The sequence below is a fragment of the Streptomyces sp. NPDC048604 genome (assembly GCF_043199435.1).
Taxonomy (GTDB): domain Bacteria; phylum Actinomycetota; class Actinomycetes; order Streptomycetales; family Streptomycetaceae; genus Streptomyces.
On sequence record NZ_JBICVX010000021.1, the window covers coordinates 95,928 to 122,272 of the forward strand.

General features: G+C 70.4%; 20 protein-coding genes and 3 pseudogenes. 8 read left to right on the forward strand and 15 right to left on the reverse strand.

From position 1 onward, the window contains the following. Positions 1 to 270 precede the first annotated feature (270 nt). The 6 genes from ACGFMM_RS32570 to ACGFMM_RS32595 form a co-directional block, all read right to left on the reverse strand. Complete coding sequence (locus ACGFMM_RS32570; protein ID WP_393650085.1) at positions 271 to 576, reverse strand: hypothetical protein; 306 nt, start codon at positions 574 to 576, stop codon at positions 271 to 273. Positions 577 to 848: 272 nt separating this feature from the next. After that, complete coding sequence (gene nhaA, locus ACGFMM_RS32575; RefSeq protein WP_393650086.1) at positions 849 to 2,147, reverse strand: Na+/H+ antiporter NhaA; 1,299 nt, start codon at positions 2,145 to 2,147, stop codon at positions 849 to 851. 230 nt (positions 2,148 to 2,377) lie between these two features. Further along, positions 2,378 to 3,916 carry an alanine/glycine:cation symporter family protein gene (locus ACGFMM_RS32580; protein ID WP_393650087.1) on the reverse strand — a complete coding sequence of 513 codons (1,539 nt, stop codon included), beginning with the start codon at positions 3,914 to 3,916 and terminating at the stop codon, positions 2,378 to 2,380. A 374-nt stretch (positions 3,917 to 4,290) separates the two neighbouring features. After that, positions 4,291 to 9,138 carry a DNA repair ATPase gene (locus ACGFMM_RS32585; RefSeq protein ID WP_393650088.1) on the reverse strand — a complete coding sequence of 1,616 codons (4,848 nt, stop codon included), beginning with the start codon at positions 9,136 to 9,138 and terminating at the stop codon, positions 4,291 to 4,293. 99 nt (positions 9,139 to 9,237) lie between these two features. Continuing rightward, a complete protein-coding gene (locus tag ACGFMM_RS32590) occupies positions 9,238 to 11,235 on the reverse strand; it encodes an SPFH domain-containing protein (RefSeq protein WP_393650089.1) in 1,998 nt (665 codons plus the stop codon). A 96-nt stretch (positions 11,236 to 11,331) separates the two neighbouring features. After that, positions 11,332 to 11,805 (reverse strand): hypothetical protein, encoded by a 474-nt coding sequence (locus ACGFMM_RS32595; protein WP_393650090.1) that lies wholly within the window; start codon positions 11,803 to 11,805, stop codon positions 11,332 to 11,334. A gap of 227 nt (positions 11,806 to 12,032) precedes the next feature. Between ACGFMM_RS32595 and ACGFMM_RS32600 the strand changes: the two genes are divergently transcribed. Then, entirely contained in the window at positions 12,033 to 13,094 is a 1,062-nt protein-coding gene (locus tag ACGFMM_RS32600) for a PucR family transcriptional regulator (protein ID WP_393650091.1), read from the forward strand. Positions 13,095 to 13,421: 327 nt separating this feature from the next. Here ACGFMM_RS32600 and ACGFMM_RS32605 read toward each other — a convergent pair whose 3' ends face one another. The 3 genes from ACGFMM_RS32605 to ACGFMM_RS32615 all read right to left on the reverse strand — a co-directional run bounded on the left by ACGFMM_RS32605 (position 13,422) and on the right by ACGFMM_RS32615 (position 15,874). Beyond that, positions 13,422 to 13,715, reverse strand: a complete 294-nt coding sequence (locus ACGFMM_RS32605) for a hypothetical protein (protein ID WP_393650092.1) — start codon at positions 13,713 to 13,715, stop codon at positions 13,422 to 13,424. A gap of 73 nt (positions 13,716 to 13,788) precedes the next feature. Continuing rightward, positions 13,789 to 14,508, reverse strand: coding sequence for a potassium channel family protein (locus ACGFMM_RS32610; RefSeq protein WP_393650093.1), 720 nt, complete (start codon positions 14,506 to 14,508; stop codon positions 13,789 to 13,791). Next, positions 14,501 to 15,874 carry a TrkH family potassium uptake protein gene (locus ACGFMM_RS32615; protein ID WP_393650094.1) on the reverse strand — a complete coding sequence of 458 codons (1,374 nt, stop codon included), beginning with the start codon at positions 15,872 to 15,874 and terminating at the stop codon, positions 14,501 to 14,503. Before ACGFMM_RS32615 ends, ACGFMM_RS32610 begins: the two co-directional genes overlap by 8 nt. Before the next feature lie 133 nt (positions 15,875 to 16,007). Between ACGFMM_RS32615 and ACGFMM_RS32620 the strand changes: the two genes are divergently transcribed. The 4 genes and pseudogenes from ACGFMM_RS32620 to ACGFMM_RS32635 all read left to right on the forward strand — a co-directional run. Further along, a complete protein-coding gene (locus ACGFMM_RS32620; RefSeq protein ID WP_393650107.1) occupies positions 16,008 to 16,877 on the forward strand; it encodes an alpha/beta fold hydrolase in 870 nt (289 codons plus the stop codon). 241 nt (positions 16,878 to 17,118) lie between these two features. Next, positions 17,119 to 18,255 carry a hypothetical protein gene (locus ACGFMM_RS32625; protein ID WP_393650095.1) on the forward strand — a complete coding sequence of 379 codons (1,137 nt, stop codon included), beginning with the start codon at positions 17,119 to 17,121 and terminating at the stop codon, positions 18,253 to 18,255. A gap of 98 nt (positions 18,256 to 18,353) precedes the next feature. Further along, the gene (locus ACGFMM_RS32630) at positions 18,354 to 20,216 is read left to right on the forward strand and encodes an NAD-binding protein (RefSeq protein WP_393650108.1); all 1,863 of its coding nucleotides are present in this window, start codon (positions 18,354 to 18,356) and stop codon (positions 20,214 to 20,216) included. A gap of 154 nt (positions 20,217 to 20,370) precedes the next feature. Then, a pseudogene (locus ACGFMM_RS32635) lies at positions 20,371 to 20,454 on the forward strand (universal stress protein); the annotation flags it as partial. Positions 20,455 to 20,519: 65 nt separating this feature from the next. Here the strand turns inward: ACGFMM_RS32635 and ACGFMM_RS32640 are convergent. Then, positions 20,520 to 20,657 (reverse strand): annotated as a pseudogene (locus ACGFMM_RS32640) (DNA-binding response regulator); the annotation flags it as partial. Between the two features lie 192 nt (positions 20,658 to 20,849). Here ACGFMM_RS32640 and ACGFMM_RS32645 point away from each other — a divergent pair. From ACGFMM_RS32645 to ACGFMM_RS32655, 3 genes are read left to right on the forward strand one after another with little or no spacing between them, the layout of a single operon-like run. Then, positions 20,850 to 21,566 carry a glycosyltransferase family 2 protein gene (locus ACGFMM_RS32645; protein WP_393650096.1) on the forward strand — a complete coding sequence of 239 codons (717 nt, stop codon included), beginning with the start codon at positions 20,850 to 20,852 and terminating at the stop codon, positions 21,564 to 21,566. Then, on the forward strand, positions 21,563 to 22,183 hold the full coding sequence (locus ACGFMM_RS32650; RefSeq protein WP_393650097.1) for a DUF2064 domain-containing protein: 621 nt from the start codon (positions 21,563 to 21,565) through the stop codon (positions 22,181 to 22,183). The genes ACGFMM_RS32645 and ACGFMM_RS32650 overlap by 4 nt, the downstream gene beginning before the upstream one ends. Then, positions 22,180 to 22,836 carry a class I SAM-dependent methyltransferase gene (locus tag ACGFMM_RS32655; protein ID WP_393650098.1) on the forward strand — a complete coding sequence of 219 codons (657 nt, stop codon included), beginning with the start codon at positions 22,180 to 22,182 and terminating at the stop codon, positions 22,834 to 22,836. Before ACGFMM_RS32650 ends, ACGFMM_RS32655 begins: the two co-directional genes overlap by 4 nt. A gap of 63 nt (positions 22,837 to 22,899) precedes the next feature. On the opposite strand, the gene ACGFMM_RS32660 is transcribed toward ACGFMM_RS32655, so the two are convergent. From ACGFMM_RS32660 to ACGFMM_RS32680, 5 genes and pseudogenes are all read right to left on the reverse strand, one after another. Next, on the reverse strand, positions 22,900 to 23,304 hold the full coding sequence (locus tag ACGFMM_RS32660; RefSeq protein ID WP_393650099.1) for a hypothetical protein: 405 nt from the start codon (positions 23,302 to 23,304) through the stop codon (positions 22,900 to 22,902). After that, positions 23,304 to 24,446: a molybdopterin-dependent oxidoreductase gene (locus ACGFMM_RS32665; protein WP_393650100.1), complete on the reverse strand. Its 1,143-nt coding sequence runs from the start codon at positions 24,444 to 24,446 to the stop codon at positions 23,304 to 23,306. The genes ACGFMM_RS32660 and ACGFMM_RS32665 overlap by 1 nt, the downstream gene beginning before the upstream one ends. A gap of 381 nt (positions 24,447 to 24,827) precedes the next feature. Continuing rightward, positions 24,828 to 25,646 (reverse strand): S-methyl-5'-thioadenosine phosphorylase, encoded by an 819-nt coding sequence (locus ACGFMM_RS32670; protein WP_393650101.1) that lies wholly within the window; start codon positions 25,644 to 25,646, stop codon positions 24,828 to 24,830. Between the two features lie 162 nt (positions 25,647 to 25,808). After that, positions 25,809 to 26,051 carry a DUF5302 domain-containing protein gene (locus ACGFMM_RS32675; RefSeq protein WP_393650102.1) on the reverse strand — a complete coding sequence of 81 codons (243 nt, stop codon included), beginning with the start codon at positions 26,049 to 26,051 and terminating at the stop codon, positions 25,809 to 25,811. Between the two features lie 66 nt (positions 26,052 to 26,117). Next, positions 26,118 to 26,345: pseudogene (locus ACGFMM_RS32680) on the reverse strand (RNA helicase); the annotation flags it as partial.

Genomic DNA, 26,345 nt, shown 5'->3' on the forward strand with positions numbered 1-26,345 from the left:
GCCTTCGCGGGGGGATACCGAATCGATTCCCACGTCGACGGCAGGCACTATCCAGATCGTCCCCTGAAGCCTCATCCGCTCCGCCCGCCACACGGAACAGAACTCCACCCGCGAGCACCATGAGCAGCACTCCGACGACAGTTTTGGCGCGTGTGCTGGTGATCTCTGCCCCATCTGATGCATGCGCGACCGACGAGCCTCGTCGGTCGCAGGTTTCCGCCCTGTCGCCCGCGTGCGGCAGCGCCTGTTGCTCCCGAGACGGTCACGTCCTCAGCGCGATGTGTCGCGCCGCTCTGTCACCGACGCCCACAGCACCAGGATCGTCGCAGCGAGTATCAGGAGCGGGCCGGCCGTGATCCGCAGCGGTACGAGTTCGTCTCCCGGCACTCCGGCGAGGCTCAGTACCGCCGGGGTCAGGGAGCCTGCGTAGAGCGTGAACGCGGCGATGCCGCGTGCCCTGGTGACGCGCGCACTGCAACCGCGCACCCAGCGCGGGGTCCATCCGCGCAAGGAGGCGATCCCGATGGGCACGAGGCTGGCCGTGCACAGCACGATCCACACGACCTGAAACATCATCAGTCACCTTCCGCACTGCAGATCCGAGCAGCCAGGAGCCCGGCGAGGACGGCCCATACATAGGACGGCTGCCGGTCCGGAATGCGCCCACCCCACCGCGCCGAGGACCAAGGACGTGGCCGCTCGGGCGGCCAGGATCCGCCGTTGCCGGAGGACGGACCACTCTCGCCGCGCGCTCCCTGGTTCGCGCATCTCACGTACGGCGGTGCGAATGATCAGGACGGCGACCACGACGGCCGTCCCGAGGGCCGCGGGTCCCGCGTCCTGCATGGTCACCGGCTGCCGCCCGCTGGCCCCGTCTGGTAGATGTCGGGGATGCCGTCCGCGTCCTCGTCGCGCTCCTCGTCCTCCCACAGGCGCCGGTAGAGCCGGTTGCGGCGGCGTAGCAGCGCGGCGGCAAGGACGGCGGCGGTGAGGGAGCCGATCAGGACGGCGGCCTTGATGTGCTCGGCCTCGGTGGCGTTCGGGAAGGCGAGTTCGCCGATGAGGAGGGCCACGGTGAAGCCGATGCCGGCCAACGTGGCGAGCCCGAACACGTCGGCCCAGGCGAGGTCGGGGTTGAGCTGGGCTCGGGTGAAGCGGGCGGCGAGGTAGGTGCCGAGGAAGATTCCGAGGATCTTGCCGACGACCAGGCCGAGGAAGACCCCGAGGGGCTCCGGGTCGGTGAAGACGTGGGTGAGCGCGGCGCCGGAGATGCCGACGCCGGCGGCGAAGAGGGCGAAGAGGGGGACGGCGACGCCTGCGGAGAAGGGGTGGACTAGGTGGGAGACGCGCGCCCCCGGGGACGCGGCCTCGCCCTTGTCCCGGGTGGTGCGAAGGATGAGGCCCATGGCGACGCCGGCGACGGTGGCGTGGACGCCGGAGTTGTACATCAGTGCCCAGATGCTGACGCCGAGCGGGACGTACCACCACCAGCCGCGGACCCGGAGGCGCTGGAGTGCGTAGAAGAGGATCAGGCCGGCGAACGCCCCACCGAGCGCCCAGAAGTTGAGGTCGCTGGTGAAGAAGATGGCGATGATGAGGATGGCGCCGAGGTCGTCGACGACGGCGAGGGTGAGGAGGAACGCCCGTAGGGCGGAGGGGAGATGGGTGCTGATGACGGCGAGGACGGCGAGGGCGAAGGCGATGTCGGTGGCCATGGGGACGGCCCAGCCGTCGAGGCTTCCGCCGCCCGACGCGGCGACGAGGGTGTAGACGGCCGCCGGTACCGCCATGCCGCACAGGGCGGCGATGACGGGCAGGGCCGCCGTGGCGGGGGTGCGCAGTTCGCCGACGACGAGTTCGCGTTTCAGCTCGATGCCCGCGACGAGGAAGAAGATCGCGAGGAGTCCGTCGGCGGTCCAGTGGGCGACCGACAGGTCCAGGCCGAGGGCGGGGATGCCGAAGTGGAAGTCCCGTACGGACTCGTACGCGGCGCTCCACGGGCTGTTCGCCCACACCAGCGCGACGACGGCGGCGGCGAGCAGGACGAGACCGCCCACGGTCTCGGTGCGCAGGGCCTCGGCCACCGCTTGGCGTTCGGGCCAGGGAAGCAGGCCGAAGACGGTCTTGCGGGGGCGTGCCTGGGTCATGGGGAGGAACCCTCCGGGGCATGTCGACAAATGGGCACAGAGGCCCCTCGGACGCCGACCAGACTTCCCGGCACACCAGCATCGTATTGATGCGTTCTTAACACCCTATCGGGTGGCCGGGGGTCTCACCAGGCGTCTCTCACCTGCTGGAACAAGGGTGAAGGGCCCTGACCCCACCAAGGCGCGAGGTGGGGTCAGGGCCCTTCCGGAGCCGGGCCGCCGGGGGGCGGTCAGACGGTGGTCCTCACCGGCTCCTGGTCGGTGTCCTCGTCCGTGTCGAGGCCGGCGTCGCGCTTCTTCACGAAGGCGAGGAAGGAGTTCAACTCCCGCTTGACGACCGGAGCGAGGAGGTACAGGCCGATGATGTTGATGACGGCGAGCATGAAGAGCACCGCGTCGGCCATGTCGATCAGGGTCTGCAGGGTCAGCAGCGAGCCGGCCACCGCGAACAGGGTGTAGAAGACCTTGAAGGTCACCTCGCTGGCCTTGCTGCGGCCGAAGAGGTGGGTCCACGCCTTCATGCAGTAGTAGCCCCAGGTCAGCACAGTGGAGATGGCGAACAGCATGACCGCGAGGGTCAGGATGTACGGGAACCAGGGCAGCACCGTGCCGAAGGCGTCGGAGGTGATCGTGACACCGCCGATGGACTCGCCGCCTTCGCGGACCTCGACATAGCTGGCCGGGTTGGCGATGACGATGGTCAGGGCGGTCATGGTGCAGATGATGACCGTGTCGATGAACGGCTCCAGCAGGGCGACCAGACCCTCGCTCGCGGGGTGCTTGGTCTTGACCGCGGAGTGGGCGATCGGGGCGGAGCCGAGACCGGCCTCGTTGGAGAACGCGGCCCGCTTGAAGCCGATGATCAGGGCGCCGAGGACACCACCGGCGACACCCTGGGGGTTGAACGCGCCCTCGATGATCGTGGAGATCGCGGACGGGACGGCGTCGACGTTAACGGCGATGACGACGAGGCAGGCGACGATGTAGATGCCGGCCATCGCGGGCACCAGCTTGCTGGTGACGGAGGCGATCGAACGGATGCCGCCGAGCAGCACGATGCCGACCAGGGCCGCGATCAGGATGCCGAAGAACAGCGCGCCCGCGGACCCGCCCATCAGGCCGTCCTCGCCGCCGGTGACGGAGACCAGCTGGGCGTAGGACTGGTTGACCTGGAAGAGGTTGCCGCCGAAGAGGCCGAAGAACAGCACGAAGAACGAGGCGAGGACCGCGAGGACCTTGCCGAGGGTCTTCCCGTTCTTGCCGAAGCGCTCGGCGAGGCCCTTGGGCAGGTAGTGCATCGGGCCGCCGGACACGGAGCCGTCGGCGTGCACCTCGCGGTACTTCACACCGAGCGTGACCTCGACGAACTTCGTCGCCATGCCCAGCAGTCCGCAGAGGATCATCCAGAACGTGGCGCCGGGGCCACCGATGGAGACCGCGACAGCCACACCCGCGATGTTGCCGAGACCGACGGTGCCGGAGACGGCGGCGGTCAGCGCCTGGAAGTGGTTGACCTCACCGGCCGACCCCTTCTCGTCGTACTTGCCCCGCACCACGTTCAAGGCGAGCTTGAACTTGCGCAGCTGGACGAAGCCGAACCAGCCGGTGAAGACCAGACCCGCGACGACGAGCCAGGCCACGATCAGCGGCAGCTCCGTACCCCCGACGGGGACGGAGTAGAAGACCACTTCTCCGAGCCACTTGGCTATGGGCTCGAAGAATCCGCTGACCGCCTTGTCGACGGACTGGGTGAAGGAATCGAGTGACACGGTGGGGACCTCAGTAACGCAGGACCGACGCGCGGGAGGCTGCGCCGGTGGATGTGCGGGCTTTGAGCGAACGCCGTTGTCCGATCGGCGACCCGAGGGTCGACGTCCACGGACTCGGAACGTGATCACCTTGGTCGTGCTGCCGGTGCGTGCCGGCACTGCGCAGGAGCGGCGAGGGGTGGTGCCACCTGCGAAGTTGCGCATTCCTACCACGACATCCGCCGCCTACTGTGTGATGCAAGTCACATCACGTAGGGTGATCTTCGAGAATCCCAGGGAGCGTGACACGACCGTTATTCGGACAGGTGCGTCCGTTCACAGTGCACTTATCTCCGCAGGTAAGGAGCGTTGGGGGTCATGCGCATGTTTCCTGGTCAGCTCCCCGCCTGGTCTTCGCGCATCGGCAGCAAGGCGTGTCGTCCGGCCGGGCGCGCGAGGAGGTGACGCGGGTCCGTCGCCCGGGTGATCGCCGTCTCGACGGCCGTGATGCGGTCGGCGAGCAGGCCGAGGGCGGCGACCGCCCGGCTCAGCGGGTCCTCTCCGGCGCTGCCGAGTGCCTGGGTCCGCAGGTAGGCGGTGGTCACCTCCGACCGGCGAGCGGCCTGCGAGGTGGTGAGGGTGCCGCGCAGCTCGGCGAGCTTCAGGAGGTTGGTCTCGGCGTCGGTGGTGAGGGTCTGGGCCTCGGCGGTGTAGTGGTCGTCGATGACCGCGGCGAGTTCGTCGTCGTTCATGGCGGGTGAGATGCGGGCCGCGATCTTGTTCATGTTGCGGTACGAGCCCTGGAGTCGGAAGGGCGGTTCGGTGCGGGCGTCGTCGGACTGGGCGGCGGAGGCGATGTAGGCCGCGTTGACCGCGAGGACCGTCCCGCGGGCGGTCAGCAGGTGGCGCAGGACGGCGAGGACGCGGTCGAGTTCGGCGGGGGCGTAGGGATGGGTGAGCCGGTCGCGCCGTGCGGTCGGGTCGCCCGTGGCCAGCCGGGTCAGGAGCTCCAGGTCGGTGCGGTCGCGGCCGGCGAGCGGGGCGAGGACGGGGTGGGAGGTGAGGGCGTTCTCGACGAAGCTCAGCGCGAACGCGTCCTCCTTGCCGGTCAGTACGTCACCGAGGTTCCACACATCGGCCCGGTTGGCGAGCATGTCCGGCACACGGAACCGCTGCCCGGACTCGGTGTAGGGGTTTCCGGCCATGCAGACGGCGAAGCGCTTGCCGCGCAGGTCGTGGCCGCCCAGCGTGCGGGTGGCGTCGCAGAGCGGGATGAACTTCTGCAGGAACTCCGGCGACGTGTGCTGGATGTCGTCCACGTACAACAGGACGTTGTTGCCCGCCGCGAGTGCGAAGGCGATCTTCTCCAGCTCCCGGCGCGCCGCGGCGTCGGGCGCTTCGGCGGGGTCCAGCGAGGTCGTGTCCTGGCCGAGGGCGGGACCGTCGACCTTGACGAGCAGCAGGCCGAGGCGGTCGCCGACGTACTCGATCAGCATGGTCTTGCCGTAGCCGGGCGGGGAGAGGAGCAGCAGCAGGCCGTGGGAATCGGTCCGCTTGGCGTCTCCCGCCGCGCCGAGCTGCTTGGCGAGGTTGTCGCCGATCAGGGGGAGGTAGACCTCGTCGACGAGCCGGTTGCGGACGAAGGACGACATGACCCGGGGCCGGTACTCGTCCACGCGCAGCCGCGCGCGCTCGGCCGCGACGAGCTCTGCCCGCTGCCGCTGGTAGGCGCGGAAGGCGGGCACGTCCAGCTCCGCGAAGGCCCGCGTCCTGGCCAGGTACTCGTCGAGCCGCAGCTCCAGTGCGCGGCCCCGCACACGGGGGTGGGTGCCGAGGAGTCCGGCGACCGTGGCCGTGGTCGGCGCGCCCACCTCGTAGCGGACGAGATCCGGGCTCAGCTCGACGGCGACGGCCTCTGCCAGTACGCCCTCGTCGAGCTGCTCGCCGCATGCCGACGCGTACGAACTCAGCCATGCCTCGACGAGTTGCAGGCGCGCGTCCTGCTGCGTGAGGGCGGCGAGGGTCTCGCGGTACGCGGAGGCGCCGACGGCGTGGCGGAACTTGTCCAGCAGTGCGTGCGCCTCGGCTGCGACCGCGAAACCCGCCTGACCGGAGGCCAGTTCGGCGATCAGGTACGCGGCGGCGCTCTCGCTGCCGATCTCCCCGGCCAGCTCGCGCTGGAGTCCGTCCAGGGCCGATGCCGAGCCGAAGAGATCACGGGCTTGCGTGAGTGACACCGCGCGTCGGGTCCACTGGTCGCGGCCTTCGGCGGTGGTGGAGTGCGCCCAGAACATCTGGGCGGCGGCGCGCGCCTTCGCCGGGTGACCGAGAAGTCCGGCGCCCTCCTGGAGCCTGAGCACCGTCTCCAGGATCGCCGCGGCGTCGTGGTCGTGGACACCGCGCTCGTAGCCCTCGTCGTAGGGGGCCTCGGCAGCACGGCGTGCGAGTCCTGCCAGGTCGGCGCCGTCCAGGCCGTCCGCGCCGTGTTCGGCCAGCAGGCGGGCGGCCAGATGCTCGGCGCGGTAGACCTCCGGCGACTCGGACGGCAGCGTCCGGTTCCAGTACGGCCGGGTCGCGGCGAACTCCGGGTCGGTGACCGGGGCACGGTAGTCGGTCCCGGTCAACGCGAACGCGAGTGTCTCCCCGTGCGGTACGAGCGTCAGCTCGGGTGCCTGCCGGTTGACGGCGAAGTGGTGCCTGCCGAGCTGGATCGTGTCGCCGCCATCGGAGAACAGCTCGGTGCGGTCCCGCAGGGCTCGGCCTGCCTCCTGGCGGACGGCGGCGAGTCGGCCGTCAAGCTCCTCCGCCCGTACCTGGTCACCGAGTTCCCGCAGGTCCGCGACGAGGCGCCGGACCTTGGTGACCATGGGGTCGGAGGCGAAGTACGTGTGCACCTCGTCGACGTCATCCAGGGCGGAGGCGCGCCGGGTGATCGCCTCAAGCACCCGCACCGCCGACTCGGCGAGGCGCTCCGCGCGGCGGGCACGGGAGTCCTGGAGCGACTGCTTGCGCGCCGTGAAGGCTTCGTAGATCTCGGTCCGCTTGGCGCCGATGTCGGCCAGGAAGCCGTCGTGCTCGGCGAAGCGGGACTCCAGGTTCTCCAGCTGGAGCAGCAGCCTGCCGAGCTGGTCGTCGCAGCGGTCCGGGGTGTCCGAAGCCGCCAGAGCGCCGGTGACGGCCTGGCCGAGCAGGGCGAGCTCGGCGGCGAACTCCGCCCGGCCCTCCTGGTCGAGGAGTTCCGCGCGCCGCGAGGTCAGGACGGCGCGGGCGCGGTTGAGCGAGCCGAGGACGTCTCCGATCCGCTCCAGGATCGACGTGCGGACGGTCGCGTCGCCGATGTCCAGACCGGCGACGATCTCGCTGAGCGTCCGCAGGCCGAGCGTGTGCGTGTCGATCTGCTCGCCGACAGGGACGGCACCGGCGAGGGTTGTCAGCTCCTGGGCCTCGGCGGCGAGGCGTTCGGCGTCCCTGTGATGGCCGGTGAAGGCGTCCTCGCGCTGGAGGAACAAGACCGCCCGCTGCGCTGCCGAGGCGATATCGGCCTCGACGTCCCCCGTGAGCGTGTCGATCCGCTCCGTGTCGGCGTAGCGCATCACCTTCAGGGTCACAAGGTGCCCTTGGGCCTGACGGAGTTCGGTGATCCGAGCGACCCACTCCTCGGCGCCGGCGGGCGCCTCGCCCCGGACACGTCGGACCAGCTGGGAGATCCGCTGGGCGGACTCCGCCAGCGCCTCGGCCGCCTGACGGGTGAGTGTGGTCACGGTCTCGAACTCGTCGAGGACCTGAGCGGCGGTGTCCTTCAGCGCGGCCAGCGGTCCGTACAGGTCGCCCGTCTCCTGATCGCCCAACCAGTGGTGGAGATCGGCAGTCCGTGCGCACGCGCCGACCAGCGACACGTACACCGCACCGGTGGGCGTCGTTTCGGTGGCCTGCCGGGCGATGGCGAGACAGTCGGAGATGCCTCGGACGAGATCCGAGTTGCCGATGCGGGCCAGCGGTCCGGTCCCGGCCGGAGCAAGGTGGGTGTCGGCCACGTACGGGGTCCGCCAGATCTGCACGGGGTGCACGCGGCCGGGCTCTCCGTCCTCGGCACGCAGCACGACCATCGTTCCGTCGTCGAGGAGCGTGTATCCGCGGCAGGCGACCGGGTTGGCGATCTCCTTCCGGATCAGGTTGTACGGGAGAAGAAGGCTTCGGTCGGCCTCCTGGGCCTGGAAGACGAAGAGGATGTCCTCGCCGTTGGGTGAGCGGATCGCCCGCTCGAACGTCAGACCGGACGAGTTCGTGTCGAAGGTCTTCACCGTTCCGGAGGCAAGGCAGTAGCCGCCCGGGAACACGATCCCCTCGTCCTCCGGCAACCGCAGACACGCCTGTCCGATGCCGTCGAGCCTGACCACCGTGCCGGCCAGGGTGTTGAAGACGAGGTGCCGCCGGACCTCCTCCTTGTACGGGCGGACCCGCACCACGATCAGCGCACCCACCGTCGCGTACGCGACCTCCGCGTCGGCCAGGGACTGCAGCGGCTCGTCGACGGGCTCGCTGTGGACGTCTTCGGCGGTCTCCGTGTCGTTCTCCGTCTTCACCGTGAGCGCCCCGCCGACCGTGGACACGAAGAGACGGCCGCCGAGCGAGATGTGCGGATGCCGGCCCAGTACGTGATCGTCTCGGGTCGTCTCCACCCAGTCGACGTCGTGGGAGGGCGGGAAGACGTGGTCGCGCTCGCCCTGGGCATCGAGGAAACTCAGCTCGCCCGACGGCCCGACGGACCACCGCAGGACACGCAGGTCGTCGGCCTGCTCCCCCGTCTGGAAGACCGCGAGAAGACGCCCTTCCAGGCGGCGCAGCCGCAGCAGGCGAGTGCCCCGGAAGTAGCGGTGCAGGCCGGTGAACTCCCGTACGAAGTCCGGATCGTCGAGGAGACCGGGCACCGCGCCCTCGGGCAGCGGGTTCAACTCGCCGTCGTACAGCGTGAAGACATCGGAGACCGAAGTCTCAGCTCGCCCCCCGGATGTCGTGTGGCGGCCGAAGAGCAGGACACCGTCGCCGACGGCGACGATGTCCCGGGCCAGGCCGTTGCTCTCGGTGCGGATGCGGTCGGTGCCCGCGAGGGTCAGCTCGCCCGAACCGAACTCCGTGATCCGCGCCTGGTTGAGGGCCTCGGCGCGCCGGGCCAGCTCACCGGCCTGCGCGACGAGGCGGTCACGCAGCACCGTATAGGTGTCCTGGTCGATTCCCGCGCTCATCCCGTTCCGCTCCTTGTACCGTGGTGGATACGGGTCCGGTGCCGGTAACTCCCCCGTTTGCCGGCACCGGACCCGCTTTGACCGCTCCCCCGTGGGCGGTCAGCTCTTGACGGCGCCGTTCAGGACGCCGGTGTCGGCGCCCGTGTCGAGGACGCCCGACTTCATGACCTTCGCCAGCAGCGCGGACACACTGAGGTTCTGCACGTCAGCGGTGGACAGCGAGCCCAGCACCTTGGTCAGGTCCTCCGTGAAGGACCCGTCCCCGCTCAGCCACGGGCCCGCGAGCGCCTGCGCGGTCTGTGAGTGCTCCATGAAGCCGTCGACGGACTTGCCGAGCGCGATCGACTGCATCAGCCGGTCGAGGAAGACCGACTCGCCGCCGACGATGTTGATGTCGGCGTTCTCCAGGCCGGTCGCGAGCACGGTGGCCTGCGCCTCGGCGACCTGCCGCTGCACGTCGAGCCCGGCGAGCCGGATGTCCTTCTCCGCCTCAAGGCGCAGCCGGTACTCCTCGTGCGTGCGGGACGCCTCGTCGAGCGCGGCCATCGCCGCCGCCTTCTCCGTCAGACCGGCCGCCTCTGCCTTGAGCTTCTCCCCGATGGCGGTCGCCTCGGCGAGGGCCTTCTCGCGGGTGCCGGCGGCCTCGGCACGCAGCCGGGCCTCCGTGGCCTCCGCCTCCGCGCGGCCGGCCTTCTCGATGGCGTCCGCTTCCTTCTCCCGTACCTGCACGGCCGCGAGCCCTTCGGCGGCTGCCTCGGCCTGGATGCCTTCGGCGAGGCGGATCTTCGCGCGGGCGTCCATGTCGGCAGCCTTGTTCCGGGCCTCCGCCAGGGTGAGTTCCTCGGCGGCGCGGTGGACGGCGGCCTGCTCGGCGGCCTCCGCGGCCTTGATGTCCTTGACCAGCTTCTCCTGGGCCTCGGCCTCCGCCGCGATGATGACGGCCTGCCGCTCGCGCTCGGCCTCCTCGACCGCCCGAAGCCGCTTGATCGACTCCTCCTGCTCGGCGACCGTACGGTCCACGGCGACCCGCTCACGGATCACTTCGGCGATCTCCCGGCGCTCGGCCTCGACCTCCTTGTCCGCGGAGATGCGGGTCAGCTCGGTCTCCCGGTCCCGGGCGATGACTTCCAGCAGCCGGTCCTTCTCGATCCGCTCGTTCTCGATCGCGATGACCCGCTCGCGGTTCTTCTGCGCGACCGCGACCTCACGGGCCTGGTTCTCACGCTGGATCCCGAGCTGCTCCTCCGTCCGGAGGAAGGCACTCTGCGCGCGCAGCCGCTCCTCCTCCACGACCCGAGCGGTCTCCGCCTCCTCCCGGGCGCGTACGGTGTCGATCTCGCGCTTCTGCTTGATCTCGGCGTCCGCCTGCCGACGCTCCAGCTCCAGGATGGCCTCTCGGGCGTCGACGTTCTGGCGGGTGATCTCCTTCTGCTCGTTCTGGCGGTACTCGTTGGTCCGGACGTTCTCGACGGCCGTCAGCTCGGTGATCTTGCGGATGCCCTGGGCGTCCAGGATGTTGCCGGGGTCGAGGTGGGAGAGCGGAGTCTGCTCCAGGTGGTCGATTGCCGCGTCCTCCAGGCTGTAGCCGTTGAGGTCGATGCCGATCAGCTCGATGATCTTGAAGCGCAGCTCTTCGCGCTTGGTGTAGAGGTCGGTGAAGTCCATCTGCTTCCCGACCGTCTTCAGCGCCTCGGAGAACTTGGCGTTGAACAGCTCCTGCAGGGTCTCCTTGTCGCTGGCCCGCGCGGTACCGATGGCCTGCGCGACCTTGATGACGTCCTCGACCGTCTTGTTGACGCGGACGAAGAACGAGATGCGGATGTCCGCCCGGATGTTGTCCCGGCAGATCAACCCGTCCCGGCCGGTCCGGGAGATCTCGATCGTCTTCACCGAGATGTCCATGAGTTCGGCCTTGTGCAGGACGGGCAGCACGACCTGTCCGGTGAAGGTGACGTCGACCTTCCGCATCTTGGACACGATCAGGGCCTTGCCCTGCTCCACCTTCCGGAACAGCCGGGTGACGGCGAAGAGCAGGGCGACGCAGATGAGCAGGACAACGGCGATCAGCACGCCGATGCCCGGGGTGATGGCATTCATGAGAAACCCCGTGTCGATGGAAGAGTTGGGAGCCGCGGGCTCAAGCGGCGGCGTTACGGGGGCGAGCGCCCTGAGGGTGGCCCGGCCCCGGACGAACTACCGGCCTCGGCGTACGGCCTCGGCGGCGCGACGCTTTCCGCGGGCAGCGGATCGGTCCCGTTCAGGCGGGTCTGACAGACCCGTGACCTCCGACCGGGACCGCCCGGGTTCATCAGGGAACAGCCGCGCCAGCGGCCGTACGAGCCGTCGCGTGACCAGCCAGGAGAGGAGTGGGGCCACCAGCAGCAGAGCCGTGGAGAGCAGATGCGAAGAGAAGCCAGACATGCCGGCACGCGTGAGGAGCACCGAACCGCCCACGCTCAGGAGCCAGCCGACCACGATCGACAGGGTCGCAGCCACGGAGACCGGCACTCCGCCGAGACGCAGGGCTTCGACGTCGACATCGGAGTCGAAGCCGTCGCGTTCCGCCAGACCGAACAGGACCAGCAGCCAGAAGCCCGCGACGACGATCAGGGCAGCGGTGAACAGCATCGAAGGAAAGCCGACGGCGGCGTCCAGGAACTCCCCCATCGTTCCCCCCTGCTGTCTCGAAGTTTCCGGGTCCCGGCATCGCCTCGATGCCTGGGCCCTCTCGCGAGACCATTCTGGCGCAGCAGCGACCGCGTCGGCATTGCCGTGAACCGGCAGCGTTTGACGTCTTCTTGATGCCAGAGACACCCCCCTTTGGCCGGCGTGCGAGTCTTGGTCCGCGCGCGTCAGGAACTCGTCAAAGACGCGACAGGAAACCGGGAGGGGCCGTGACGGAGCGAGCGACCAACGAGCAGTATCTGGAGGGGTATGCCGAGATCCTGTCCAGTGTCTGCGCAACGCGCCGCAGACTCACTCGCGACGAGCTGGAGGCGCTGCGGTCCCGTGGGGAGCGGGCCGCAGAGGCCGGCATCGGGCTGCGGAGTCTTGTCCGGGCCCACCTCTCCGCCGCGGAGCGTGTCCACCCCGAGCTGTCGCAGGCAGCGGCTGCCCATCTCCTGAGCGCCGTCGGGCAGGCCGTGGACGCCTTCGCCGAGGGGCACGAGCGGGCGCAACACCTGGCGATGCGCCAGGAGGAGGCCGCTCGACGCGAGTTCATCGACGATCTCCTCTACGGCCGCAGCGACCTCGGCAGGCTCGCCGAACGGGCGGAGCGCTTCGGGCTGCTCCTCTCCCACGCCCACGCGGTGGCCGTGGCACAGGGCCCGGAGGCGTACGACGACGGCTACGCGGTCACCCGCACCGTCGAATCCTCGCTCGTCGCCCGCTTCGGCAACCGCCGCATCCTGCTCACCACCAAGGACGGCCGACTCATCTGCGTCTCCCCGGCCGACGAACCCGAGGTACTGGCCCACTTCGCGAAGCAGGCATACGCGGCCACCGACGGCGGTCAGGTCGCCATCGGCCGCTCGCACCCCGGTGCCGGCGGCGTCGTCCACTCCTACGAGGAAGCCCTCAACGCCCTCGACCTCGCCTCCCGCATGGACCTGAACGAGCCGGTCCTGCACGCCGCCGACCTGCTCGTCTACCCCGTCCTCACCCGCGACCGGCAGGCCATGGCCGACCTCGTACGCAGCGTCCTCGGCCCGCTCCAGCAGGCCCGCGGCGGCGCGCAGCCGCTGCTGGACACCCTCACCGCGTACTTCGACACTGGTTGCGTCACCGCGCAGGCAGCCCGCCACCTGAACCTCAGCGTGCGGGCCATGACGTACCGCCTCGAACGCATCCAACGCCTGACAGGCGCCGACCCTGGCGACCCCGTCCAGCGCTACACCCTTCAGACCGCCGTCATCGGAGCACGCCTCCTCAGCTGGCCCGACCAGGATCTGTGACCGCTCAACACGTCGAGGCGGACGGGAGGGGCACACTGACTGACGCGCCAAGTGGTCGTAGAGGACAACGAGGGCGACGGACAAAGGCCGCAAGCCCCAGAGCTGCGTACCCGCACACAGCGCGCACGCCGGTCGACATGCCGACCAGGCGCGGGACCTCTCCGGTCAGCACCACCCCGTACAGCGCCACGCCCGCCCAGCCGAGCAAGGGCACAGGTCCCTCGGACCGCCGCAAGCTGCCAGGTCTCCAGCCTCGTAGAAGGGCGATGCTCGGCACGAGGACGAAGACGGCACCGGTGGCCAGGAGCGTCCAGCTCGCCCACGGGCTCACGCCGACTCTCCCTGCGCGATGCCGTGCGCACGTGCGCGGTGCCGACGTATTTCGAGGATGCCCACGAGTGCCGTGGCCGCATTCAGCGGGAACGCGAAGGTCTCCGCGACGATGCTCGTGCCCGTGGCCCGGCTGAGGCTCGCGGCCACAGCAGCACAGAGCAGAATCGCCGGCATCGCGCGGCGCCACCGAGGCAGGTGGGTCAGCCGCCAGACCCGCAGGGCGATGACGGTGTTGAACGTCAGGAAGGCGAGCGCCCACAGGGCGAGCAGGACGAGGGTCAGAGACATGGTGGATGCTTCCAGGCAGGCGGAGGACTGTGCCGACCAGGCTTCCCGGCTCACCCGCAGGGGATCCTAACGGTCAGGGGAGCTCTGTAAAGGTCTCCACAGCCGCGGTCTTGCCGGTGACGACGATGATGTCGCCCTTCTCCACGACCGTGTCGGCGGTGGCGTACGTGAAGTCCTCGCCGGGGCGCTTGATGCCGACGACGGTGATGCCGTACCGGCTGCGGACCTGGGACTGCCCGAGCGGCCGGCCGGTCGCGACCTGGGGAGCGACGGTCTTGACGAGTGCGTAGTCGTCGTCGAACTCGATGAAGTCGAGCATCCGTCCGGTGACGAGGTGGGCGACCCGCTCACCCATCTCGTGCTCGGGGAGAACGACATGGTGGACGCCGAGGCGTTCGAGGATCTTGCCGTGCTGGCGGCTGATCGCCTTGGCCCAGATGTTCGGGACGCCCGCTTCGAGGAGGTTCGAGCTGACCAGGATGCTGGCCTCCACGTCGTTGCCGATACCGACGACGGCGCTGGTGAACTCATGGACGCCGAGCTGGCCCAGGGCGTCCGGGTCGGTGGAGTCGGCGACGACGGCGTGGGTGAGCAGGTCGCTGTACTTCTGGACGAGGCGGGCATCGGAGTCGATACCGAGGACGTCCCAGCCCCGGCGCATCAGCTCGTTGGCGAGGGAAAAGCCGAAGCGACCGAGCCCGATGACGGCGACACGCTGGTCCGCAGAGACCTGGGGCTGCTCACTCAGCCGCCGACGCCGACGCTTGCGCAGATTGTGCAGGTAGTCAGCCAATGACGGGTCGCTCCTCGGGCAGTTCATAGCGTCGTGTGCGTTCGCGCAGGGCCAGTGCGGAGACGAGCGTGATGGGACCGATGCGGCCGATGAACATCAGGCCGATGAGGATGAGCTGTCCGAGGGCGGGCAGGTCGGCGGTGATGCCGGTGGACAGCCCGACGGTGGCGAAGGCGGACACCGCCTCGAAGAGGACGGCGTCCAGCGGCTCCTCGCTCACCGACAGCAGCGCGAGGGTGGCGGCCATGACCACGCCCACGCCGAGGAGCGCCACGGTGAGCGCCTGGCGCAGCACGTGTGGGGCGAGACGGCGGCCGAGGACGACCGAGTTCGGCTCGCCGCGTACCTCGGCCAGGATCGCGGCGGCCAGGACGGCGAAGGTGGTGACCTTGATGCCGCCGGCCGTTCCCGCGCTGCCGCCGCCGATGAACATCAGGACGCAGGTCATCAAGAGCGTGGAGGATTGCAGCGCGCCGATGTCGAGGGAGTTGAACCCGGCGGTGCGGCTCATCGACGAGTAGAAGAAGCTGTTCAGCAGCTTTCCCCAGACGTCGTGGGCTCCGAGCGTGGCGGGGTTGGTCCACTCCAGCAGGCCGGTGAGCGCCGTCCCGACGACCAGCAGGACCACGGTCGTGATGACGGTGAGCCTGGTGTGCAGGGTCCAGTTCTTCCGGCCGGTCGTGCGCACCCGGTAGCGGTGGCGCAGCAGTTCCAGCATGACCGGGAAGCCGATGCCACCGAGGATGACGGCGAGCGCGATCGGCAGCGTGACCCAAGGGTCCTGGGCATACCGCGTGAGGCTGTCGGCGTGCAGACCGAACCCGGCGTTGTTGAAGGCCGACACCGCGTGGAAGTAGCCCAGATACGCGGATTCGCCGAAGCCGTGGTCGTACCCGAAACGGAACCGCAGCGCGAGGAACGCGCCGACGGCGAGCTCCACGGCCAGCGTCGTGCCGGCCACGCCGAGGAGGACCTTGCGTACGTCTCCGATGCCGAGGCTCTTCGTCTCCGCCTGCGCAGTCAGTTGCATCCGCAGTCGGAGCCTGCCCGAGACGAGGAGGGCGAGCAATGACGCCATGGTCATGATGCCGAAGCCGCCGACCTGGATCAGCACGAGGATGACGCCCTCGCCGAAGCCGCTCCAGTAGGTGCCGGTGTCGACGACCGCGAGGCCGGTGACGCACACGGCGGAGGTCGACGTGAACAGTGCGGTCAGTGGACCGGCGCCGCCACCGTCCTCCGTCGCGAGCGGCAGCATCAGCAGGACCGTGCCGATCACGACCACACTCGCGAACCCGAGCACCACCGTTCGGGCGGGATGGGTCGTGAAGAGGGCTCGTACGCGCTGGGGCACGGTTACGACCACCGGCGCTGCCCCTTGCCCCTGCCGATATGGCGTCAAAAGGACGTCAATGGACCGCGCAACGATATCGCCCTCGCCCGCCGGGATCGGTGTCTGGCACGATGCGGTGCCCGTTTCGCCGTTCTACGATGCCGCGATGCGATCGATCTACCGCAGCGCGGCCGCGCACGACCGTGTACGCGACTGGTGCGAGAGGCACCTCGACGCATGGAAGGTGCCCCACACCCGCTCGTATCTCGACACCTCTGCGGGAGCCACTCACGTGACGACGGTGGGGCCCGCCCCGACTCCAGGGACTCCGAGCATCGTCCTCGTGCCGGGAACGAACATGAACGCCGCCGTCGCCCTGGACACATTGGAGTCCCTGTCAGGTGTCGGTCAGGTCATCGCGCTGGACGTTCCGGGGCAGCCCGGTCTGAGTGCGGGCGCTCGTCCCAGGAGCGCCCGTGCGGCCTGGGACGGGAGCTGGCTGTCGGAGGTCATGGACCGGGTCGCGCCCCGGGGCGCGGTGGTCGTGGGGCATTCGCTGGGTGGGGCGATCGCGCTCGCATGCCGATCAGAGCGGATCACAGCCCGTGTACTGGTGTCGCCGGCGGGACTGGTCTGGCTACGAGTCGGCCCCGCCGTCCTCGGAGCGACCCTTCCGTGGTTGCTGCGTCCGACTGTTCCCCACGCTGAGCGTCTCCTGCGGCACATGGTGGCACCTGGCGCCGAGCCCCCGGTCGGCCTGGCCAACTGGATGGCGCTCGTAGGCAGGTCGTGCCGCAGCAGCCTCGCGCCTCCGCCACTGCCTCGGTCCGTACTGACGGCCGCCGCCCGGAAAGCTCCGGCCTTCGTGATCGTGGGGGCACACGACGCCTTCCTCCCCACGTCTTCGCTGCGTCGCGCCACGGGACGTCGCCTGGCTTCCGGCCTGCTCGTGGTCGGCGACGCGGGGCACCTCGTCCTGGACGAGGCGGTGGACCGGGTCGCCCCGGTCGTGTCGGAGGCGTTGGGCGCGCGTTAGCGGCATCAGGAGCGCGTAAAGCGCTGCCGGGATCCGGCAGTGAACTCTGTTGCGGTTCGGTGGCAACATCTGCCGACGGCGGGGGCAGCGAATCAAGCCAGTTGACCGGTGCCGTCACCGGCAATGTCGCCCATGGCATGGAACTCCTCTCCGCCGCCGACCCCGACCCACATTCGCCCCAGCGGAGACCAATGCGCGGGTGGAGGTCACCGGCTGAGACACGAGTCTGATGGGGGACGGTGTGAAACGAAGTTTCAAGGCGCAGGCGGGGCTTCAGTTAGCTCTGGCCACAGTGGCATTGCTGGCAGCCGCCTACAGCCCCGTCCCTCACCTTCCGCCCTTCGCCAGCGAGGGGATTCTCCTCGGCGTCGGCTTCGCGCTGCTCTTCCCGCTCCACGCCGCGACGATCTTCCGTAGCATCTCGCTCGAGTCCCGCGCCAGGGGCTTCGCGAGCAGCAAGTCGAACCAGTGGCGTGCCCTGAAAGCCCTGCCGGGCCGGGTGCACGCCCTGCTCGTGGCACTGGCCCTGTCAGGGGCCGTCCTGGTCACCGGAGCGTTCTCGCGCGATCTACGGCCTCATCGCGGCCGGCGGCGGCGCCATGACCCTCGTCTTCGCGAAGCTGGACGATTGGGCGGTCCCGCCGTGACACCGGATCCACGGCACGGCAAGCCGTATGCCAAGACGCGGCTTCGTATACGGGCCGTCCTCATCGGGCTCGCCGGATCGGCAGCCCTCGTCGCGGGCACACTGTTGTTCACGCGGCTCCCCCACGCCGTGGCCGAGGAGCGCGCGTTCCGGGCGGCGAGCGCGTGCCGTGGGACAGTCACAGGAGACTGCCAGCGGGCAGCCTGGTTCACCGTCGATTCCGTTCGAGTGCACCGTGGCAAGAGCCCGGGGGGCTGGGTGGAAGTCTCCGGCTCCGACGAAGCCGCCGGGGAGGTGAGGCTGAGCGGTGTCAGCGCGTTCCTGGACCAGGTAAGTCCGGGCGATCGGGTCGCCGGCACGATCTGGCGGGGCGAGATCATCGCGCTCTGGGAAGGCGAGTCCGGGCAGCGAACCTACGCGTATCCGGAAGGTGCCGCGCAGGGTTCCGCCGGAGGAGGCATCATCCTCCTGCTGGGCGGAATTCGGGGCGTTCACGTGTCGCAGTGGTACCTCCGGCACCATGAGGCCGCCGCACACCGCCGGAGGCCGCATCCGCTCGCCAGGAGCGGCTGGGCCGTGGCCGGCCTGAGCGGTTGGACGTTGCTGCTGTTGCTCATCCTCGACGGGTGGGACCCGGCCATTGAGACGTTCACCGCCATATGGGCCCCCACCAGCCTGGCAGCCGTCACGCTTCTGGTCCACCGTGGCAGGCGAGGCGGAGGGAGCCAGTGACAGCTGTCCGCGCCCGACCACAACAGATCACGTACATAGGGGGAGACATGACGGCGCTGCCGCACCAGGGAAACCCGCATGCGCACGCCGTTGGACACATGGTGGTCTGCGGCGACGACGGGCTCGCCCGCCGACTGGCCGACGAACTGCGGGAGGTCTACCGGCAGCGTGTCGTCGTGGTCGTCTCCGAGGCAGGGGCCGAGGAGCACACGGCCGGGCCGGTCGCGGAGACAGTGGGCACAACGAGCGGCGGGACGATCGTCCCCGTACAGGTGACGACCGCCCCGGCCCCCACCCGGGAGGCGCTGCTCCAGGCCGGAGTGGACCGTGCGGAGGCGCTGGCGCTGCTGTACGAGGACGACGAGACCAATCTGCGTGCCGCGCTCGCCGCCCGCCGCCTCAGCCCCGGGCTACGCCTCGTCGTCCGCATGTACAACCGCAAGCTCGGCCAGCACCTGGAGGAGCTGCTCGACCAGGCAGCGCTCGTGCACTCCCCCGGCATGGACCGGGCCGTCCTCGACGCCTCCACGACCGTCCTGTCCGACGCCGACACAGCGGCCCCCGCCCTCGCAGCCACTGCCGTCGCGGGCACAAGCAAGGTAGTCCAGGCCGACGGCGTCCTGCTGCGTGCCGCCGAGCGCACTCCTCCCGGGCGCGGCGAGGTGCCGGACCCCGGCCTGTGCACGCTGGCGCTGCTGTCGTCCACGACGGCTGACCCAGCAGGTACCGAAGGCTCTGAGGCGAGCGGCCCTCAGGGCGCCGTCCTGCTGCCCGACGACCGGGCCGTCGCAGGCAGCACCGGTCGTGGCAGCGTGGTCCTGGAAACGGTCCAGTACGCCGGTCCCGCCCTGCCCCCACGACGCCTGGCACGCCGGGGGGCGCCTCTGCGCGAACTCTTCTCCAGCCGCCTGCGCTGGGCGCTCGCCGGCATCGTCGCCTCCGTACTCGCCCTGACACTGACCACCACCGCGCTCACCGACGCCGACCCGGTGCACGCCGCGTACATCACTCTGCTCGACCTGTTCTCCATCAACGACCCCGCCGTCGACGCACCGGTCACGCACCAGGTCCTCCAGCTGCTGTCCGGTCTCGTCGGCCTCGCCCTGCTCCCGCTCCTGGTCGCGGCAGCACTGGAAACGCTGGGCACGTTCCGCACCGCCGGCACGCTACGGCGACCGCCTCGGCGACTGTCCGGCCACGTCGTCCTGCTCGGCCTCGGCAAGATCGGCACTCGGGTGCTGGCCCGACTCCGCGAACTGGACATCCCGGTCGTGTGCGTCGAGGAGGACCCCGACGCTCGCGGCATCCCTCTCGCCCGCGATCTGGGCGTACCCGTCGTCCTGGGAGACGTCACCGAGGAAGGCGTACTGGAAACAGCCAAGGTCCACCGTGCCCACGCCCTGCTCGCCCTCACCAGCTCCGACACCACCAACCTGGAAGCCGTCCTCTACGCCCGTACCGTGAAGGCCGATCTGCGCGTGGCGCTGCGCCTGTACGACGACGACTTCGCCACAGCCGTCTACCGCACCCTGCGCACCACCCACCCCGACGCCCTCACACGCAGCCGCAGCGTCACCCACCTCGCGGCACCCGCGTTCGCCGGGGCCATGATGGGGCGCCAGATCCTCGGCGCGATCCCGGTCGAACGAAAGGTCCTCGTCTTCGCCGCCCTCGTTGTCGCCGGACACCCTCAGCTCGAAGGCCGCACCGTCGCCGAATCATTCCGTGCCGGCGCCTGGCGCGTGCTCGCCCTCGACACCGCCTCCCCCGGCTCACGCCGTCCCGACCTCGCCTCCACCCGACACGACGGTGAGCAGCCGCAGCTGCTGTGGGACCTCCACCCCGGCTACGTGCTGCAACCGGAAGACCGCGTCGTCATCGCCGCAACCCGCCGCGGCCTCGCCGAACTGCTGGGCCGACACCACGCGAGTGCCCCTTCGGACGCGCAATCCGCAGGCTGATCGGCAGAGGTCTGGAGATCACCCTTCGCCCCCTCAGCGGGGGGACTCCGACCATCAGCCCCCCGGATACGGAGCGACGGTCTGGGTGGGCGCTCTCTGGGGAGATTCGCGGCTTTCGAAGAGCCTCGTTGGCCATCGAAGGGAGTGACCTCAGATGCGGGCCGAAGCGGGTGGAAAGCGGGTCGTCGTCGGCATCGATGGCTCCCCGGCCTCCTTTGCGGCGCTGCGCTGGGCCGTGCACTACGCACGGATGGCCGGAGCGGGCGTCGAGGCGGTGGCGGCGTACGACGTGGCAGGAGGAATCGGCTGGTCCGCCCCCGCGGTGGGCAGCGCGGCCGGCCCGTCGGCCGCCAGACGCACGACGAAACCGGCCCGCTCCAGGTACCCGCCCACGACCTCCGAGACGGTCGGATCGTCGTCCACGACCAGAACGCCGCCCACGGCGCCGGTCTCGTCCGTGCCGTCGCCGCGGTGCGCCACATGCGCACTCTCCATATCGCTCGCTGCCATCGCTCCAGGTTGTCGCCCGTCCGGTCCCGGCTGAAGCGCAGGTTCCTCCCCACGGGGTGGCGTCAGCGTTTCGTAAGGTCTGGAAGCGCCATTTCCCGGTCCCTGATTCCTACGGTGTGGAGGGTGACTTCATCTGCTTGCGCACCGCCCCGCGCCGATCTCGTACTGCCGTGCCTCGACGAGGCCGAAGCGCTCCCCTGGGTATTGGCGCGGGTGCCCGCGGGGTGGCGGGCCATCGTCGTCGACAACGGATCGACCGACGGCTCCGCGGAGATCGCCCGTGACCTCGGTGCGACCGTCGTGCACGAGAGCCGACGTGGTTTCGGCTCCGCCTGCCACGCCGGACTGCTCGCGGCCCGCGCCGACCTGGTCTGCTTCTGCGACTGCGACGCCTCCATGGATCCGGGGCTGCTCGCCCCGATGGCCGCGCGGGTGGCAGCGGGTGAGGCCGATCTGCTGCTCGGACGGCGTCGCCCACAGGTCTTCGGCGCATGGCCCGCGCACGCCCGCGCCGGGAACCTGATTCTCGCGCGGATGCTGCGCCGCCGCACCGGACTGCGGCTGCACGACCTCGGGCCGATGCGGGTGGCACGCCGAGAGGCCCTGCTCGGTCTTGAGCTGACCGACCGGCGCAGCGGTTACCCGCTCGAGATGGTCGTCAGGGCCTCGGACGCGGGCTGGCGGGTAGCCGAGACGGATATCCCGTACCTACCGCGCTCGGGGAAATCGAAAGTCACGGGGACCTGGCGGGGCACCTGGCAGGCCGTACGCGACATGCGGCGGGTACTGGCCGAGCCACCCGGTGCACGGTCCGCCGCAGCCGGGGAGGTCTCCGTATGAGCACGCTCCTCGTCATCGCCAAGGCTCCTGTCGCAGGACGGGTCAAGACGCGTCTCACGCCGCACTTCACTCCGGAGCAGGCCGCCGGTCTGGCCCAAGCCGCCCTCCAGGACACGCTCGAGGCCGTGCTCGCCACCCCCGCCACCCGCCGTGTTCTGGTTCTCGACGGGGAACGGGGGCCCTGGGCGCCGCGCGAGATCGAAGTCGTTCCGCAGTGCGCGGGCGGGCTCGATGCCCGGCTGGCCGCGGCCTTCTCCCACGCCGAAGGACCAGCCCTGCTCATCGGCATGGACACCCCGCAGATCACCCCCGAACTCCTCGCTCAGGGCCTCGACTTCAACGAGACCGACGCCTGGTTCGGCCCGGCTGACGACGGCGGGTTCTGGGCGCTCGGCCTGGCCGAGCCCGACCCCGCGCTGCTCCTCGGCGTACCCATGTCCGTGCCGCACACCGGGCGGGAGCAGCGCCGGCGGCTGACATCGTCCGGGCGCGCGGTACGGGACCTGCCCGAGCTGTGCGACGTCGACACTCCGGCCGACGCCGCACAGGTCGCGGCCGCCGTCCCCGGCACCCGCTTCGCCGCTCTCCACGCCGGCTTGTGCGCGGTGGCACGATGACCGCCCAGCTGACCGAGCCCGCCCTCGCCTGGCGGGCCGACCCATACGCCGAGGCCCTCCGTTCCGGCCGGGGCCCGCTCTATCTGCGCCGGGACGACGGCTGGCTGCTGCCTTTGGAGGTGGAACGATGGTGTGCCGAACCCGACGCGGCCGATGTCACCGTCCTCGACCGCTGTAGGGGCCCTGTCCTGGACGTCGGGTGCGGACCGGGCCGCCTCGTCGCCGCCCTCGCCGCACGGGGACACCGGGCCCTGGGTGTGGATGTCACCCCGGAGGCGGTGGCCCGTACGGTCCGTGCCGGAGGCAGCGCCCTGTGCCGGTCGGTCTTCGATCCGCTGCCGCGTGAGGGCCGCTGGGACACCGTGCTGCTCGTCGACGGCAACATCGGCATCGGAGGTGACCCAGCCGCCCTGCTGCGCCGCGCCGCCCGACTGGCCTCGCCGACCGGGTCCCTGCTGGTCGAGGTCGCCACCGCCGAGGTCGACGAGCGCGTCGACGTCCACGTCGACGACGGCCGCGGCGGCCACGGCGCGCCCTTCCGGTGGGCACGGCTCGGAACACGGGCCTTGTGCGCCGAGGCCGCGGGCGCCGGTTGGACCCGATCCCTCGCCTGGCGGGCGGCAGGCCGCCGCTTCGTGGGCCTGCATCGCTGACGGCGCAAACGTGGAGGCGGCTGACGCGACTCGCGTCGGCCCCTCCTCTCCGTCTCCCCCGGCTCAGCGCCGCCGAGCGGCCCGTCGCAGGCACGCGCGCACTCCGACGTACGCCGTCGTGATCACGGCGACGGCCGCCATCGCAAGAAGCCAGTTCCGTGTGTAGTCCAGCGGCAGCACCGACGCATTGGCCACGCCTCCGGGCCGCAGGAGCGGCGGCACGGCGATCACCGTCAGGGAGCCCGCGACGATCAGCGCGGCGCGCGGAACGCCGCGCAGACGCAGACCCGCCGCCGCGGCGAGCGCCGCGATCGCGATCACCAGCGGTGCGATCAGCCCGTCGTGCACGAGGACACCACCCGCGAGCCACACGCCGACCCGCCACGGCTCGGGCAGTTCGAGCAGCAGGGCACCGCCGAAGGCCATCAGGACGACCCCGCAGCCGCCCACCAGGTACCGGTACGTCATCACAGAACCTCCAGTCGGCCGACCCACTTGGTCTGGAGCACTCCGGGCCGGTTCGGGGCGATGATCCGCGCCGGGTAGCCGTGGTCCAGCGACAGGACTTCGCCGTTCAGGCCCAACGCCAGCAGGGTGAGCGGGTCCTGGGCGTACGTGCGGCCCATCTCCATCACCCGGTACGCACCCGCAACCTCCAGTGACACCACGCGGCACCTCGCGCCCGGTCCGCCTCCCGCCCGGTCCAGCAGGTCCCGCACCCGAACCCCCGTCCACCGGGCGGACTTGCTCCAGCCCTCCACACAGGCGATGGGCAGAGTCACCTCGTGCTGCGGCATCGCGCGCAGCTCCTCCAGCGTGAGGCTGTACGGGCGTGGCCCGTCGACGGTCAGCCGCCAGTCGGTCAGCGACGCCTGGGTTACGCGAGCCGCGGCGGCGGTGCGGTTGACCGGCAACCCCTGCGGCCCGTGGTCCGGGCTGCGCGGGCCGAACAGCTCCAGCGGCCCGAGCGCGGTGACGGACTGGCCGACGGTCGTCAGCGTGACGGCGCCGACGCCTGCCGCCACGGCCGCCAGCAACTGACGGCGGTCGGGTCCATCGGCAGCGGGGAGGGCCAGGGTGCCGGGCGAGCGATGGGTGAAGTGGTCGCGGATCTGCGGCCACTGAACGGCGACGTGGAGCAGCAGAGCTCCCAGCAGCAGCCAGGCGACGGCGTAGTGGACGGGCACGAAGGAGAACGGCCAGGGGTACCACTGGAAGGTGTTCAGCAGCCCGGTGAACAGCTCGAAGATCCCGGCGGCGACGAGCACGGCCACCGAGAGACGCTCCAGCGCGTGCCGGACCGACCGGACCGGCGGCCATGCGAAGAGCCGCGGATAGACCGCCCACAACTTGGCCGGCAGCAGCGGAATCGCGGCGATACCCGAGGCCACGTGCAGCCCCTGGGTAACCCGATAGCCCCAGTACGGTCGGCTCGGCAGCCGGTCGGCAAGCCAGGCGGGCGGGTGCTGAAGGAAATGGCTGAGCACGCCGGTCGCGAAACAGACCACGAGGGCGAGCCCGAGCCAGCGGCCGATCGCGGTCGCGGTACGGGCATCGTGCAGACGCGCCTTGAAGGTGATCGGCGGTCCAGGAGGCGGAGTGCAGCGCATGACTCCATGACACCCCGCCACGACCCGCGTGGGTGGCCGGAACACCTTACGAAACACGGACATGCGGGGCGCCTGACCCTACGCGGCATGCCGGGTGCTGTTCGCCGGCGCTCTGCTCGCGTTGCGCCGGTTCCGTCCTCCCACGCCGTGCCCCTGCTCGTGGCCGGGGCAATCGCCGTCACGGTGACCGGTCTTGTGGCGCCGCCCCGGACCAGCACCGACTCGTACCGCTACGCCTGGGACGGCCGCGTGCAGTCGGCCGGCGTCTCCCCGTACGACCATGCTCAGGACCCGTGCAACGCGCCGCCGGGCGCCGGTAGTCCGGCGGGAGGATCAGCATCGCGGCCCGGCGTCACCTCCCCGCCCGCGCCGATCGCCGCCTCAGAGGACTTCGAACGACGGGTCCATCCCGTGCGCCCCCGCGCACGCGCATTCCCTCTTTCGGTCCAGGACGGCAACGGTCTGGAGGACCAAGCCCTTCAGGCGTTCCATGTTCGCAGCGAACACGCGGAACACCTCGTCCTGCGAGACGCCTTCTCCGTGCTCCACGCCGGCGTCGTAGTCGGTCACGAGGGCTATGGAGGTGTAGCAGAGGGCGAGTTCACGGGCGAGGACGGCTTCGGGGTGCCCGGTCATGTTGATCAGGGACCAGCCGGCCGAGGCGTACCACTGGGACTCCGCCCGGGTGGAGAACCGAGGCCCCTCGACGACCACCATCACTCCGCCGTCGTGGACGTCGGCTGCGGCCTCGCCCGCGGCCCTGAGCACGGCGGCACGTCCGGCGGCGCAGTACGGGTCGGCAAAGGTGACGTGCCTCGCGCCGTGGTCGAAGTACGTCTGGACACGGCCCGTGGTCCGATCAACGAGCTGGTCGGGAAGGACCACGCTCCCGGGACCGAGGGACTTGCGCAGCGAACCGACGGCGCAGGGCGCGAGGACCTGCTCCACCCCCAGCGAGCGCAGGGCCCACATGTTGGCGCGGTAGTTGATGCGGTGCGGCGGAAATTCGTGGTGGCGGCCGTGCCGGGGCAGGAAGGCCACTCGGCGATCGCCCACGGCGCCGACGGACACGGTGTCGGACGGTGCGCCGTACGGGGTGGTGACCTCGACTCGCTGCACCGACTCCAGGAGTTCGTAGAAACCGCTGCCTCCGATGACCGCGATGTCTGCCTTCGGAATCTCGTCGGATGGGTCACTCATGGTTCGGGTCCTCCTGCGTGTACGTGCGATCGGCGCCGTAGGCCCGACTCGGCCCGGGCCGAGTGGGGAGACAACTGGGGTGAGCGAGGCGACGGTTCTGTGCCCGGGCCCGGCCGCGCGGTCCTCATCGGGGCGGCGCACAGCCACACGACACGGCTCGACTCAGCCGCCGCTCTTGCGCTGGAACGACCGCTGGCTCGCAGCCGGGCCGTGCGTCGCGCGCACCTTCGACGCATCCGGGCTGGCGGCGACGTCGGCCGCGTCCGCCTGCGCACCGCGCTTGCGCGCCAGCGCTTCACGGAACTTGCGCTTGAGGTCGTAGTTGCCGTCCTGGTCCGGCGCCACAGGAGACGTCTCGGGCTCAGCCGGCTCCGAACCTTCCGTGGTCACGGACTCTGCGGACAAGGGGACCTCCTGGGTTCGGGGTTGGGCTCGCACAGCTTGTCATGCTTTCCGGCAGGGGATCGGTTCTCAGCCGTTGCGGCGCACGAGGGCCGCCTTGCGGGCCGCGGCGAGCTTGCGGGCCTCGCCGGCCTTCCGCGACTTGCCGCCGCCGCGGGAGGAGTCCTTGCTGGTACCGAAGCCGCGGAAGGGAGCGTTGACGTTCTTGGGCCGCTCGACGGCGGGCCCACCGTCGAGCGGGGTGCCGGAGGGAGCCTTGGCGCCGGTGATCCGGCTCAGTTCCGACTCGCCCGAGCG

Coding starts and splice junctions, on each gene's coding strand:
- ACGFMM_RS32585 (WP_393650088.1), bottom strand. CDS start 9,138: ATGAGCGCGGGAATCGACCAGGACACCTATACGGTGCTGCGTGACCGC.
- ACGFMM_RS32570 (WP_393650085.1), bottom strand. CDS start 576: ATGATGTTTCAGGTCGTGTGGATCGTGCTGTGCACGGCCAGCCTCGTG.
- ACGFMM_RS32620 (WP_393650107.1), top strand. CDS start 16,008: ATGCGATCGATCTACCGCAGCGCGGCCGCGCACGACCGTGTACGCGAC.
- ACGFMM_RS32660 (WP_393650099.1), bottom strand. CDS start 23,304: ATGACGTACCGGTACCTGGTGGGCGGCTGCGGGGTCGTCCTGATGGCC.
- ACGFMM_RS32650 (WP_393650097.1), top strand. CDS start 21,563: ATGAGCACGCTCCTCGTCATCGCCAAGGCTCCTGTCGCAGGACGGGTC.
- ACGFMM_RS32605 (WP_393650092.1), bottom strand. CDS start 13,715: ATGTCTCTGACCCTCGTCCTGCTCGCCCTGTGGGCGCTCGCCTTCCTG.
- ACGFMM_RS32670 (WP_393650101.1), bottom strand. CDS start 25,646: ATGAGTGACCCATCCGACGAGATTCCGAAGGCAGACATCGCGGTCATC.
- ACGFMM_RS32630 (WP_393650108.1), top strand. CDS start 18,354: ATGGTGGTCTGCGGCGACGACGGGCTCGCCCGCCGACTGGCCGACGAA.
- ACGFMM_RS32590 (WP_393650089.1), bottom strand. CDS start 11,235: ATGAATGCCATCACCCCGGGCATCGGCGTGCTGATCGCCGTTGTCCTG.
- ACGFMM_RS32655 (WP_393650098.1), top strand. CDS start 22,180: ATGACCGCCCAGCTGACCGAGCCCGCCCTCGCCTGGCGGGCCGACCCA.
- ACGFMM_RS32595 (WP_393650090.1), bottom strand. CDS start 11,805: ATGGGGGAGTTCCTGGACGCCGCCGTCGGCTTTCCTTCGATGCTGTTC.
- ACGFMM_RS32665 (WP_393650100.1), bottom strand. CDS start 24,446: ATGCGCTGCACTCCGCCTCCTGGACCGCCGATCACCTTCAAGGCGCGT.
- nhaA (WP_393650086.1), bottom strand. CDS start 2,147: ATGACCCAGGCACGCCCCCGCAAGACCGTCTTCGGCCTGCTTCCCTGG.